The sequence below is a fragment of the Acinetobacter sp. KB005 genome (assembly GCF_049949095.1).
Taxonomy (GTDB): Bacteria; Pseudomonadota; Gammaproteobacteria; order Pseudomonadales; family Moraxellaceae; genus Acinetobacter; species Acinetobacter calcoaceticus.
Genome location: NZ_CP188191.1, coordinates 1,055,908 through 1,069,588, shown reverse-complemented (window position 1 = coordinate 1,069,588; position 13,681 = coordinate 1,055,908). Strand labels below are relative to the sequence as shown.

8 protein-coding genes, 2 tRNA genes, 3 rRNA genes and 1 pseudogene are annotated in these 13,681 nt (G+C 42.5%); 2 read left to right on the top strand and 12 right to left on the bottom strand.

The annotated features are described in order from the left end of the window. Positions 1–42 precede the first annotated feature (42 nt). The 8 genes and pseudogenes from ACPF64_RS05250 to ACPF64_RS05215 form a co-directional block, all read right to left on the bottom strand. On the bottom strand, positions 43–327 hold the full coding sequence (locus ACPF64_RS05250) for a hypothetical protein (RefSeq protein ID WP_416660337.1): 285 nt from the start codon (positions 325–327) through the stop codon (positions 43–45). Between the two features lie 98 nt (positions 328–425). Next, positions 426–914, bottom strand: a complete 489-nt coding sequence (locus ACPF64_RS05245) for a GNAT family N-acetyltransferase (RefSeq protein WP_426456106.1) — start codon at positions 912–914, stop codon at positions 426–428. Between the two features lie 198 nt (positions 915–1,112). Next, positions 1,113–1,227 (bottom strand): 5S ribosomal RNA (gene rrf, locus ACPF64_RS05240). Positions 1,228–1,409: 182 nt separating this feature from the next. Continuing rightward, positions 1,410–4,303, bottom strand: a 23S ribosomal RNA gene (locus ACPF64_RS05235). Positions 4,304–4,673: 370 nt separating this feature from the next. Continuing rightward, positions 4,674–4,749, bottom strand: a tRNA-Ala gene (locus tag ACPF64_RS05230). Positions 4,750–4,805: 56 nt separating this feature from the next. After that, a tRNA-Ile gene (locus ACPF64_RS05225) sits at positions 4,806–4,882 on the bottom strand. Positions 4,883–4,941: 59 nt separating this feature from the next. Next, positions 4,942–6,479, bottom strand: a 16S ribosomal RNA gene (locus ACPF64_RS05220). The 16S, 23S and 5S rRNA genes sit together here with 2 tRNA genes alongside, the layout of an rRNA operon. Before the next feature lie 520 nt (positions 6,480–6,999). After that, positions 7,000–7,570: pseudogene (locus ACPF64_RS05215) on the bottom strand (TetR/AcrR family transcriptional regulator). Positions 7,571–7,658: 88 nt separating this feature from the next. On the opposite strand from ACPF64_RS05215, the gene ACPF64_RS05210 reads away from it, so the two are divergent. Then, a complete protein-coding gene (locus ACPF64_RS05210; RefSeq protein WP_080026141.1) occupies positions 7,659–8,873 on the top strand; it encodes an oxygenase MpaB family protein in 1,215 nt (404 codons plus the stop codon). Between the two features lie 67 nt (positions 8,874–8,940). Here the strand turns inward: ACPF64_RS05210 and ACPF64_RS05205 are convergent, their stop codons facing one another. The 4 genes from ACPF64_RS05205 to def all read right to left on the bottom strand — a co-directional run bounded on the left by ACPF64_RS05205 (position 8,941) and on the right by def (position 12,389). Further along, positions 8,941–9,147: a hypothetical protein gene (locus ACPF64_RS05205; RefSeq protein WP_003655499.1), complete on the bottom strand. Its 207-nt coding sequence runs from the start codon at positions 9,145–9,147 to the stop codon at positions 8,941–8,943. A gap of 54 nt (positions 9,148–9,201) precedes the next feature. Beyond that, on the bottom strand, positions 9,202–11,316 hold the full coding sequence (locus tag ACPF64_RS05200; RefSeq protein ID WP_426455754.1) for a TonB-dependent copper receptor: 2,115 nt from the start codon (positions 11,314–11,316) through the stop codon (positions 9,202–9,204). Between the two features lie 73 nt (positions 11,317–11,389). Continuing rightward, positions 11,390–11,815 (bottom strand): DUF2946 family protein, encoded by a 426-nt coding sequence (locus ACPF64_RS05195; RefSeq protein ID WP_426455753.1) that lies wholly within the window; start codon positions 11,813–11,815, stop codon positions 11,390–11,392. A 43-nt stretch (positions 11,816–11,858) separates the two neighbouring features. Next, positions 11,859–12,389 (bottom strand): peptide deformylase, encoded by a 531-nt coding sequence (def, locus tag ACPF64_RS05190; protein WP_004795267.1) that lies wholly within the window; start codon positions 12,387–12,389, stop codon positions 11,859–11,861. A 122-nt stretch (positions 12,390–12,511) separates the two neighbouring features. Here def and ACPF64_RS05185 point away from each other — a divergent pair, with 122 nt between their 5' ends. After that, entirely contained in the window at positions 12,512–13,666 is a 1,155-nt protein-coding gene (locus ACPF64_RS05185) for a LysM peptidoglycan-binding domain-containing protein (protein WP_426455752.1), read from the top strand. Positions 13,667–13,681: the final 15 nt, after the last annotated feature.

Sequence of the window (13,681 nt, the reverse complement as noted above, 5' to 3'; positions counted from 1 at the left end):
GCGACCATCTTGATCTATCTTTTGTTCATAAGAGCGAACAGGTCAGGAATTTATATGCTGGGGCTGCCAGTTAAAAATTAATTCGATTTTATTTGCAGTATCTCTTCCAATATTTATGACTTTGATTGAGGCTGTCTCGACTCTTTGCATTGGTCTTAAAATATTACCCTCAACATCTCTCAAAGGTTCTTGTACAAGGAAAATAAATGCATGAGGATTCGTCCAAATTAATTTTGCTCTAGGCTTTATCCCCACATTAAGGAACCAAGTAATAAATGGTACTAATAAAGAAACTATTTCCTTACCATAGGTACTTATAAACTCCATAGCATCTCCTCAGCAAACAATCCCAAATAGTTATTATCATAGATTTATTTTTAAAAAATTATTTTAAATCAGTTAATTAATGTGAATTATAGCTAAAACTACCAAACTTCACCCTCTCGCCATTCTACGGAAATACTATCGTCTTCTGAACGGTGTGATAGTAGATCTTTCATATGGATACTCAAAGGATATAACATAATTTCATAGTCATCAGTCAGATAAGTAGAAGTATCTTGTTTGATGTATAAATCTCCCCACCATGAAATCCAACCTAATTTTTTATAAAATGCTTCATCTTCTGGTTGTAATGCCACAAGCCCATATTCCAAAGAAGTTAATGTATCAACTAAATGTCTTAATAGTTGCGATGCGAACCCCTTACCCCGCATCTTGTAGTCAGTAGTCACATACTCTATATAAGCAGTTTTTACATTGAAACTGCCATTTATGGTGAAAACTCTATCTGTCCATAAAGCATGTGACACAATATTATCATCTAATATGCCTAATAGATGAACAGCAGTTTGCATAAAGGTATATTGACTCCAAGGATCTTCATCAAAAGCAGAAAAACATAGCTCAGCAATCTATTGTCGCTGTTGCTTATTTAGGTCTTGGGCCGCGATAATTTTAAACTGCATAAGCAGAAGCTCAATTTTAATTGCTCATATCATAAGCAAAGATCGAAATAATATGCAGTATTTTTAATGAAAACCATTCTAATGGTTATTTCCAGACATAAAAAAACACCCTCAACTGTTAAGTTGAGGGTGTTTAGAATAATGAGCTGGCGATGACTTACTCTCACATGGGAAACCCCACACTACCATCAGCGCTAAGAGGTTTCACTTCTGAGTTCGGGAAGGGATCAGGTGGTTCACTCTTGCTATGGTCGCCAGCACAACTGGTATGGATACTTGCATTGGTCTTATTAGCTGCCGATGCGTTTTCCAAATCTTTACAGATGGGCTGATTGAGTCTTACTTTATTTTGTTCATTTTAGCTAAGCGTATAACTAAATCAAGTTGCTTTGCATATTAATGAATCGATTGATGCTTTATATACAACTGCTTGGGTGTTGTATAGTCAAGCCTCACGAGCAATTAGTATTGGTCAGCTTCACATATCACTATGCTTCCACATCCAACCTATCAACGTCCTAGTCTCGAACGGCTCTTTAGAGGACATAAAGTCCTAGGGAAATCTTATCTTGAGGTAGGCTTCCCGCTTAGATGCTTTCAGCGGTTATCCCTTCCGAACATAGCTACCCGGCGATGCGACTGGCGTCACAACCGGTACACCAGAGGTTCGTCCACTCTGGTCCTCTCGTACTAGGAGCAGATCCTCTCAAATTTCCAGCGCCCACGGTAGATAGGGACCGAACTGTCTCACGACGTTCTAAACCCAGCTCGCGTACCTCTTTAAATGGCGAACAGCCATACCCTTGGGACCTGCTTCAGCCCCAGGATGAGATGAGCCGACATCGAGGTGCCAAACACCGCCGTCGATATGAACTCTTGGGCGGTATCAGCCTGTTATCCCCAGAGTACCTTTTATCCGTTGAGCGATGGCCCTTCCATACAGAACCACCGGATCACTAAGACCTACTTTCGTACCTGCTCGACTTGTGGGTCTCGCAGTTAAGCGCGCTTTTGCCTTTATACTCTACGCGTGATTTCCGACCACGCTGAGCGCACCTTCGTACTCCTCCGTTACTCTTTAGGAGGAGACCGCCCCAGTCAAACTACCCACCAGACATGGTCCTCGCCCCGGATTACGGGGCAGAGTTAGAACCTCAACATTACCAGGGTGGTATTTCAAGGACGGCTCCATTGGAACTAGCGTTCCAACTTCAAAGCCTCCCACCTATCCTACACAAGTAAGGTCAAAGTTCAATGTCAAGCTGCAGTAAAGGTTCACGGGGTCTTTCCGTCTAGCCGCGGGTACACTGCATCTTCACAGCGATTTCGATTTCACTGAGCCTCTGCTGGAGACAGCGCCGCCATCATTATGCCATTCGTGCAGGTCGGAACTTACCCGACAAGGAATTTCGCTACCTTAGGACCGTTATAGTTACGGCCGCCGTTTACTGGGGCTTCGATCAAGAGCTTCGCTTACGCTAACCCCATCAATTAACCTTCCAGCACCGGGCAGGCATCACACCCTATACGTCCACTTTCGTGTTTGCAGAGTGCTATGTTTTTAATAAACAGTTGCAGCGGCCTGGTTTCTGTGGCTGTCATCAGCTCAGGAAGCAAGTTCCATCACCAACAACAGCGTACCTTCTCCCGAAGTTACGGTACCATTTTGCCTAGTTCCTTCAGCAGAGTTCTCTCAAGCGCCTTGGTCTACTCGACCTGACCACCTGTGTCGGTTTAGGGTACGATTCCTGTGTAACTGAAGCTTAGAGACTTTTCCTGGAAGCATGGTATCAGCCACTTCGCTGTACAAGTACAGCTTGCTATCAGATCTCAGCATAGAGCACCCCGGATTTGCCTAAGATGCATGCCTACTTCCTTTCACCTGGACAACCAACGCCAGGCTGACTTAACCTTCTCCGTCCTCTCATCGCATTACACAGAAGTATTGGAATATTAACCAATTTCCCATCGACTACGCCTTTCGGCCTCGCCTTAGGGGTCGACTCACCCAGCCCCGATTAACGTTGGACTGGAACCCTTGGTCTTTCGGCGAACGGGTTTTTCACCCGTTTTGTCGTTACTCACGTCAGCATTCGCACTTCTGATACCTCCAGCATACTTCTCAATACACCTTCATCGGCTTACAGAACGCTCCCCTACCACTTGACTTAAAAGTCAAATCCGCAGCTTCGGCACATAGTTTTAGCCCCGTTACATCTTCCGCGCAGGCCGACTCGACTAGTGAGCTATTACGCTTTCTTTAAAGGGTGGCTGCTTCTAAGCCAACCTCCTAGCTGTCTATGCCTTCCCACATCGTTTCCCACTTAACTATGATTTTGGGGCCTTAGCTGGCGGTCTGGATTGTTTTCCTCTTGACTACGGACGTTAGCACCCGCAGTCTGTCTCCCGGATAGTACTCATAGGTATTCGGAGTTTGCATCGGTTTGGTAAGTCGGGATGACCCCCTAGCCGAAACAGTGCTCTACCCCCTATGGTATTCGTCCGAGGCGCTACCTAAATAGCTTTCGGGGAGAACCAGCTATCACCAGGCTTGATTAGCCTTTCACCCCTATCCACAAGTCATCCCCTGGCTTTTCAACGACAGTGGGTTCGGTCCTCCAGTTAGTGTTACCCAACCTTCAACCTGCTCATGGATAGATCGCCTGGTTTCGGGTCTATACCCAGCAACTAAACGCCCTATTAAGACTCGATTTCTCTACGGCTCCCCTATACGGTTAACCTCGCTACTGAATATAAGTCGCTGACCCATTATACAAAAGGTACGCAGTCACCGAACAAGTCGGCTCCCACTGCTTGTATGCATGCGGTTTCAGGATCTATTTCACTCCCCTCACAGGGGTTCTTTTCGCCTTTCCCTCACGGTACTGGTTCACTATCGGTCAGTCAGGAGTATTTAGCCTTGGAGGATGGTCCCCCCATATTCAGACAAGGTTTCACGTGCCTCGCCCTACTCGTCATCATTATGTGTGCCCTTTCGTGTACGGGAATATCACCCTCTACGTTCGCACTTCCCAGAGCGTTCCACTAAAACACACATAACTTAATGGGCTGATCCCCGTTCGCTCGCCGCTACTAAGGGAATCTCAATTGATTTCTTTTCCTAAGGGTACTGAGATGTTTCACTTCCCCTCGTTCGCCTTGCAACACTATGTATTCATGTTGCAATACCTACCTTAAAGTAGGTGGGTTCCCCCATTCAGAAATCTCCGGATCAAAGGATATTTGCCGCCTCCCCGGAGCTTATCGCAGGCTATTACGTCTTTCATCGCCTCTGACTGCCAAGGCATCCACCACATGCACTTAATTACTTGACTATACAACCCCAAACAGTCGTTATTACCTACAAGGAGTAATAAGACATGATCAATGATTTCTCATCAATCTCTTACAGTTTGAAGTACTGTGTATTTAAACACTGTACAGCTTCAATCTAATTCATATACCAAAACGCTTGATTCAGTTAATTTGCTAGTTCTCAATTAATTCCAAGATCAGAATTACTTCCTCTCTTTTCATTATTGAGTGAACAATTTATTTCAGACTCAATTTTGCCAATCTGTTAATGAATAAACATGCCTTCGTCAGGTCATGCTTAATACCGTGATACTTAAATCACAGAAGTTAATAAACCAAGATCTAAATCTTTATTTACTAATTTCTGTAATCCGAACTTCTCTTAAGTTCTGGTGGAGACTAGGAGAGTCGAACTCCTGACCTCCTGCGTGCAAAGCAGGCGCTCTACCAACTAAGCTAAGTCCCCAGCTTACATCATCAGTTATGTATCTTCTTTTCTATAACTTCAACCAGTCAAAGTCATGGTGGGTCTGACAAGACTTGAACTTGTGACCCCACGCTTATCAAGCGTGTGCTCTAACCAACTGAGCTACAGACCCTCAGATACATCTATGAAGAACAACTTGTTGTGGATTCTTACCAATCGTCAATCTTTCGTTAAGGAGGTGATCCAGCCGCAGGTTCCCCTACGGCTACCTTGTTACGACTTCACCCCAGTCATCGGCCACACCGTGGTAAGCGTCCTCCTTGCGGTTAGACTACCTACTTCTGGTGCAACAAACTCCCATGGTGTGACGGGCGGTGTGTACAAGGCCCGGGAACGTATTCACCGCGGCATTCTGATCCGCGATTACTAGCGATTCCGACTTCATGGAGTCGAGTTGCAGACTCCAATCCGGACTACGATCGGCTTTTTGAGATTAGCATCCTATCGCTAGGTAGCAACCCTTTGTACCGACCATTGTAGCACGTGTGTAGCCCTGGCCGTAAGGGCCATGATGACTTGACGTCGTCCCCGCCTTCCTCCAGTTTGTCACTGGCAGTATCCTTAAAGTTCCCGACATTACTCGCTGGCAAATAAGGAAAAGGGTTGCGCTCGTTGCGGGACTTAACCCAACATCTCACGACACGAGCTGACGACAGCCATGCAGCACCTGTATGTAAGTTCCCGAAGGCACCAATCCATCTCTGGAAAGTTCTTACTATGTCAAGGCCAGGTAAGGTTCTTCGCGTTGCATCGAATTAAACCACATGCTCCACCGCTTGTGCGGGCCCCCGTCAATTCATTTGAGTTTTAGTCTTGCGACCGTACTCCCCAGGCGGTCTACTTATCGCGTTAGCTGCGCCACTAAAGCCTCAAAGGCCCCAACGGCTAGTAGACATCGTTTACGGCATGGACTACCAGGGTATCTAATCCTGTTTGCTCCCCATGCTTTCGCACCTCAGCGTCAGTGTTAGGCCAGATGGCTGCCTTCGCCATCGGTATTCCTCCAGATCTCTACGCATTTCACCGCTACACCTGGAATTCTACCATCCTCTCCCACACTCTAGCTAACCAGTATCGAATGCAATTCCCAAGTTAAGCTCGGGGATTTCACATTTGACTTAATTAGCCGCCTACGCGCGCTTTACGCCCAGTAAATCCGATTAACGCTTGCACCCTCTGTATTACCGCGGCTGCTGGCACAGAGTTAGCCGGTGCTTATTCTGCGAGTAACGTCCACTATCTGAAGGTATTAACTTCAGTAGCCTCCTCCTCGCTTAAAGTGCTTTACAACCATAAGGCCTTCTTCACACACGCGGCATGGCTGGATCAGGCTTGCGCCCATTGTCCAATATTCCCCACTGCTGCCTCCCGTAGGAGTCTGGGCCGTGTCTCAGTCCCAGTGTGGCGGATCATCCTCTCAGACCCGCTACAGATCGTCGCCTTGGTAGGCCTTTACCCCACCAACTAGCTAATCCGACTTAGGCTCATCTATTAGCGCAAGGTCCGAAGATCCCCTGCTTTCTCCCGTAGGACGTATGCGGTATTAGCATTCCTTTCGAAATGTTGTCCCCCACTAATAGGCAGATTCCTAAGCATTACTCACCCGTCCGCCGCTAAGTGATAGTGCAAGCACCATCACTCCGCTCGACTTGCATGTGTTAAGCCTGCCGCCAGCGTTCAATCTGAGCCATGATCAAACTCTTCAGTTAAAAATCATTTTGCACCTTATTAAAGACAAGGTGCCAATTCTGGCTCATCAATTTTCTGACTTAAATTTCGCTCAAATAAACTTCGAGTAATTTAAACCAATCAATCAATGATAATATTTCGATCAATCAATCAGTAAAAATCCACACAAGTTGTTCTTCATAATCTCTTAATGATCTTCTTACTGGTTCGTCACCAGCAAGCTAGGTCGGCTATATTACTCTTAATCTCTTAAAAGTCAACAGGTAATTTCGATATTTTTAAAACTTATTCTCAAAACCAACTTCTTATCAAATCTACTGCTCAAAGCAATCAACTCAATTCCAAGTAACTGTTTTTCAACAAGTTTCTATCTGCATCACCGCCGATGGATGTGCATTATAGACGATTAAATTCCCTTGGCAAGCGAAAATTAAAAACTTATGACTTGAGCGTTCATTTTTAAAACAACAACCATATTAACCAATTGTTTTATATGAATAATTATTTTAATTATTTATTTTTGACTTAAATAAGCCAGTATCATGCTCGATAATTCTTGTTTAAGTTGTTGTTCTGAGATAAGAAAATTATTCTGACTAACATATCTCATCATTGTAAAAAGCGTACTATTGATGATTACAAAGGATTTATGCTTCACCTGTTCGAAGTCCCATTGATGGGGATTTCTACTAAATGTATATAGTCCAACTTCAAAAAAATGTTTTTCTAAAATCTGAGCAGCTTGCGAATGACTATAGTCGTGCCAATGCTTTAATACCTCTATAAAAAATCCATGATCGGCTTTTAATGCAGCAAATCCTAGTTCTATTGCTAAGGGTATAAGGATATCCAAAGGAATATTTCCTTGCTGCATAACTAATTCTTTGAGTTGTTGCCCCAATAGTTCGCTTTTACGGCGCAACAGTTCTTCTATGATTTGATCTTTATTTTCAAAGTATTGGTAAATTGAACCCACACTTACTCCAGATCTCTCTGCAATTTTAGGAGTCGTGGTATGGAGCAATCCATATTGGGCAATACAGTGCTGTGTCGCCTCTAAAATATGGTCAACAATAATTTTTGAACGCTGTTGCTGTGGGGCTTTTCTCATTGGTTTTTTATTCTTTAAATGTGAATTGAATGCGAATAATTATTCATATTAGCCTATTTATTATTCAGTTCAATAAGTAAGTGACAAAATGCAAATAAGTAGCCCGACTCGACTTGCCTCTTTTAAGGACATGCAAGACAGTAATTTCTTTACTCAGTTTTTAAATGTCTGTTGCGAAAAACCCGCCCAGCCAAACTATGCAGAATATGTGTCTTTACAACGTGCTCTTTATGAAGGAGACGTTGAAATGGATAAAGTAATTGACTGGGTTATGCAAAATCCCAAAGATCACCGCATGATTTTTGAGAAGATATTATTTCAAGGCCGCAATGACTTATCTGAGCCGATGCCTACTGAATTAGAAAATTTCTTTAATTACATTGAACAAAAGCCTGAATGGCTAGACCAACACCAAATTGATGAGGCTATTAAATTTACTCATCGTTTAGGAATAAATAATGGTTTTATTCTTAGAGATTTATCTTTGATGGCGGGATATTTATATCCAGGATTTAATCAACCTCTAATTTTAACTGGTGCCTTGAAGAAACAGGCAGGAACACGTTTAGCAGAGACTACAAAATGGTGGGTTGATATTACTGAACCTCAAGGCCTTTCTCGTTTGAGTTCAGGCTTTACCTCAACCATTTATGTTCGCTTTATTCATGCACTCGTTCGCCGGCAATTGAAAAAGTCTGATCGTTGGAATAGCGAAGTTTGGGGAATTCCTCTTAATCAGTTTGATTTAGCAATGACCAATTTAGCGTTTAGCAGTGTGGTTTTGTTAGGAATTCGAGCTTTAGGAATATGGCCGACAAAACAGGAAACTAAGAATTTTTTACATTTTTGGCGTTATGTTGGCTGGTTGATGGGTATTGATGAAAAATGGCTTATTCAATCTGAAACTCAAGGCTGGCGCTTACTTTACTGGATGCAGTTTGCTCACCCTCGCTCCGATCACAGCAGTATTGAATTAGGATCGAGCTTATCTAAAGAACCTTTTGAGAGAAAGTATCTGCATTTACGCTCTTTGCAGCAGAAGCTTGCTTACCGACAACATTTAGAACTTACCCAATTTTTTATTGGTAAGAAAAGAATGAAACTACTCGGATTGCCTCGTCAGTCAGCTTCATGGTTTGCTTATTATCTGATTTTGCGTAATTCATTACTTTATAGTGGTGCAAAGCTTTCGCCAAGAATTGAAAACTTCTTATCTAAATCAGGGCGTAATATACAAAAACTTGGTCTAAGTCTTTATCAGAATCAAGGTAAAGCGAAAAAATTGGCAAGTATGCATCAATAATTTTCTAAGCCTAAAAATAAAGAATGGAAGTCTGGATATCAGACTTCCATTCTTAAATGTTAAGGACTTATTGAGGCGATGAACTATGCATTTCAGCGTGATTCATTTGCTCGTGTGACTCCACCATCTGCTTCTTTTTTTGACTTGGCATGTAGTCAGGCTCATTGTTGATCGCCAAGTAAAAAATAATCATAAATAATAAGCTCAAGATAGAAGCCACAATAAGTAACTTCCATCCCCACCAAGACTGTTCAGGCGATAATTTATTTGTCATTTGATTTCTCTCGTTAAATTAATATTTTCAGTTCATTTAATTCGCTACAGCTTATTAAAACTTCATGCTCATACGAACCCAGTAGTTTCTTCCGATATTGTTAAACTGCTCTTCACTCGCAAATCCAAAGCCTGCACTACCCGCTTTGTTTAAGTGTTCGGTGTAGGTTTTATCTAATACGTTATCAACACCAACAGAGACATCGATATCTTTACGAAGGTTGTAACTTCCGTTTAGAGAAAGAGTCGAAAAACCTTTACTTGGTTTTAAGTCATATCCCACGATATTACCTTGATGTAGACTCACACGGTTTTGCTCAGCCACAGCTCGCCACAATAGACCTAAGTTATATTTGTCAGCCACATAGCGAATATTTAGGCGACCTTCTAAAGGTGAAATTTGAGGTAGTGGTTTGTCATCTGTGGTGTTTTTACCCCATGCATACATCGCACTCAAATCTGCCTGAATATGATCAGTAAATTGATATCCAATACCCGCTTCCGCACCTGCGATGGTTGCATCGACATTTTTGGCACCCGCAGTAATATCATGACTCATATCATGTCCACCCATATCCATGCTTGGGTGATGGTGATAACTCATTAAAATGTAGTCATCTACTAAGCCTGCATAGGCAGAAGCCCATGTATTTAAAGCTCCATGTTGTTGCTGAAAGCCCAGATCCAACTGTAGTGTTTTCTCAGGACTTACACCGTTAAAGGTATTGGTCGAGCCAGCATTACCATGTTTAGGCGAAAAAAGTTCCCAATAATCAGGCATACGTTCTACATAGCCTAAACCGATATAGCTTTTTAGGTCATGCTCAGGATGTTGATTTTCCCAGCGGACAAATGCACTTGGTAAAGTCTTTTCAAGTTTAGTATTAAAGCCTTTTGCTTGAGAATCTGCGCGCTCATCTTCAACTGTTACTCGATCTAAACGCACACCTGTAACCAGTTTATTTAGATCGTTCCATTGATAACCGAGTTCACCAAAAGCACCATAAGATTGAAAACGCATATCTTGACGATATGGAATATTCATAGAAGGCATCGTTGGTGATGACATGCTGCCGCCATGTTTATTGAATTGAGAATCTACACCTGTGATCAGGCTCCATTGATTCCATTCAGAAGTCATAGCTAAGCGCGAGTTTAGTGTACGGCGTGTCACTTGCATTGCCATTGGGTTCGGCATCAGCATCGTTATACCACCATGGTTCATTTCAACTAATGGCGGTGTACGCAAGCTAAAGTTATCCATAATATGGTCGTTATAGCTGTAGTTCACCTGCCCTTCTATTTTCTTGATGACATTAGTGATGTTTTTCTTTTCAAAACGTAGACCTAAGCTTTCACGTGCAAATTGTGAACCGTCCATTGAGCGTCCAGCATAAAGCGATTCACCATCAGATTTCCCACCAGTGAGTTCAACCCAAGTGTTTTCATCTGGAGTGAAACCAATCGCCACATCAGCATTCCATTTTTCCCATGCTGAAGGTACGGTATTGCCGTCACCATCTTGATAACTGTTCGACTCAGAACGATTAGCATTTAAACGGATATATTTTTTCTCATCACCAATTGCCGCTTCAACATTATGGTCAATACGCCCATATGAACCTAACAATACACTCACTTGTCCACGATAAGGTTTTTCTGTGGTGAGCTTTTCAGGCTGACGTTCAAAAAGAACAGTCGCTGCTGAACCCGTATTGGCATATTGAACTGTTTGTGGACCTTTAATGACAGAAATACGGTCATAACTTTCTGGTGAGATATAAGAAGTTGGTGCATCCATACGGTTTGGGCATGCGCCTAAATTTTCAGTTCCATCAGTTAGAATTTTGATGCGTGAACCAAACATGCCTCGGAATGTCACATCGCCATTTGTTCCACCGCTTTGTATTGAGTTAAAACCCATAATACTTTGCAGGTAATCTGCACCATCTGTAGCAGGTACTGGCTGAATCGGTTGCTTTGGATCTGCATGCACGATCAGACCGTTTGCATCATTGCCTTGCTGTGCTGTAACAACGATAGGTGCCAATGAATGAAGTGTTTTGGTATCGACATCATTTTTTTCTGAATCAGCAAAAACTAGACCCGAATGAGAGACAGCAAACATCGCAACCCATAGAGGTTGTAATAAGAATTTAGAATGTGACATTTTTTATACGCTCTAAAACATAAATAAAGTGATATTGAAGTCAATCAAGACCCCAACAAAAATTTGCTTTTATTTATGCAAATAGAGGCGGTGCACGCCCTTGCGGGAGTAGGAAAAGTCGCTGTAGCGCAAAATAAACATGTTTGAATGCTTGTTGATAGGCGACTAAGCGAACTTGTATGCGAACTAAAACTTCTTTTACGCCGAATTCAGGCGGCAAAACCAGATTGGCATAGACGGTACAATATTGACACTGGTGATTTGCATCATGATGGACATGTTGACTAGCAGTTTGTGCCTGTTCAATATGATGTTCATGATGTGAATGCATTGTATGTGACATGGTTTCCATCTGTGCTTTGGGTTTAAGCAAAGCACGAGTAATAGTTTCACAGACCGGAGCAATTTGATATTGCTTCGGTAATAGCGGCTGTAGAAATACCGCAACCTGTAAAAATACTGCTGCACATGCAAGCAGTAAACCACTACGAAAAACCAAAAATCACATCCACACTATATTAATATTTGAAGAATAGAAATTTTTAACGTTTTACTGCAACTTTTTCACGCTCACGTTGACGAACAACTTTTTCGACTTTTTCACGCGCACGCTGACGTTTAAGTGGCGACAAATAATCCACAAATAATTTGCCATTTAAGTGATCCATTTCATGTTGGATACAAACAGCGAGAAGTCCATCAGCTTCTATCTCAAATGCTTGACCTTCAAGGTTAATTGCCTCAATTTTCACACGTGACGGGCGCTCAACTTTGTCGTATATTTGTGGCACAGATAGGCAGCCTTCTTCGTACTGCTGCTTATCTTCTGTCAGTGGAGTGATTTTGGGGTTAATAAAAACCAAGGGTTCATCTTTAGCTTCAGATAAATCTATAACGATTAACTGAATATGACGATCTACCTGTGAAGCTGCTAAACCAATACCTGGTGCGGCATACATGGTTTCAAGCATATCTGCTGCAAGTTGACGAATTTCATCAGTAACTTCTTCAACAGGCTTAGCAATGGTACGAAGACGGGGATCAGGAAAACTTAAAATAGGTAATAAGGCCATACTGACGTCCTCACTTATGCCATTGATTGAAAAACCAAATGAAGGAAATACTTCATCGAAAAATTGTGTGTAAGCCGCTCATTATAACGCATCTGCACACATAATTTTTAGGAATTATCATAATGAAAAAGGTTTTTAACGGCATGGGTGAATTTCATGCTTTGGGGATAAAAAAGCATTTACTTGCTTTCGCACTTTTTACAGGGGTTGCAATGGGTACAGTAGCAGAGGTTCATGCTGCTAGTCCGAACCATAATCCACCCTCTCTAAAAAGTAATGCACCACATGTCTACGTTGTAAAACGAGGAGATACGCTGTGGGATATTTCTGGTCATTTCCTAAATAAACCTTGGCGCTGGCCAGAAATCTGGGCAAGTAATCAGCATGTCAAAAATCCACACTGGATTTACCCGGGTGACCGCTTATTGTTATGCAGTTTAGCTGGTCGCCCATTGATAGGTAAAGATGAGGGAGATGGTTGTGTCGGCATTATTCGTCGCTACACAGGCCAAACAGCAAACTTACAACCTCAAGTTCGTGTGGAGTCGCTCAACGATAATGTGCCTGTTATTCCACTTGAAGATATCAAACAGTGGTTAGAACACAGCACAATTTTACCAGCCGATGCAATTGAACACACCCCCTATGTAGTGGGAACTGCCGATCAGCGCGTACTTGCTGCAAAGGGCCAAACGATTTATGCCCGTGGACAAGGCTTAGTTAATGGCCAACGTTATGCAGTCTACCGTGAAGGTGAACCTTACTATTTCACAGACAGTAAAGGCAAAAAGCACAGTCTAGGTATTGAACTACAACAAGTTGCCTCGGGAATTGCGATCTCTTCTGAAAAAGACATAACAACGCTTGAGTTAACTGATAGCTACGATTCCGAAGTGCGTCGTGGTGATCGGGTTATGCCAGAAGAAGAAGCAACATTACCTACTTTATTTTATCCTGTAGACGCCACTCAAGTTACAGATGCTGGCAAGATCATTCGTGTAATGGGTTCAATTGGCAGCGCTGCCAAAAATAGTGTCGTGACTTTAGACCGAGGTACAGCACAAGGGACTCAAGTGGGGCAAGTTTTTGATATTACTCAAAAAGGTGAGACTATTCGAGACCCTAAAACCAAAGAACCAATACAGTTACCTGGTCAACAAATTGGTAGCCTTATGGTTTTTAGAACCTTTGATCAGCTTAGCTATGCCTATGTATTAGAAAGTGAATTACCTATTAAAGTAGGTTCAAGTATTCAGCCACCTCGTTTTGATGATTAACGCTGGATATACCCT

Excerpts from the sequence above, each read along its gene's own strand:
- ACPF64_RS05185 (WP_426455752.1), top strand. The coding sequence starts at position 12,512 with ATGAAAAAGGTTTTTAACGGCATGGGTGAATTTCATGCTTTGGGGATA.
- ACPF64_RS05205 (WP_003655499.1), bottom strand. The coding sequence starts at position 9,147 with ATGACAAATAAATTATCGCCTGAACAGTCTTGGTGGGGATGGAAGTTA.
- def (WP_004795267.1), bottom strand. The coding sequence starts at position 12,389 with ATGGCCTTATTACCTATTTTAAGTTTTCCTGATCCCCGTCTTCGTACC.
- ACPF64_RS05200 (WP_426455754.1), bottom strand. The coding sequence starts at position 11,316 with ATGTCACATTCTAAATTCTTATTACAACCTCTATGGGTTGCGATGTTT.
- ACPF64_RS05210 (WP_080026141.1), top strand. The coding sequence starts at position 7,659 with ATGCAAATAAGTAGCCCGACTCGACTTGCCTCTTTTAAGGACATGCAA.
- ACPF64_RS05250 (WP_416660337.1), bottom strand. The coding sequence starts at position 327 with ATGGAGTTTATAAGTACCTATGGTAAGGAAATAGTTTCTTTATTAGTA.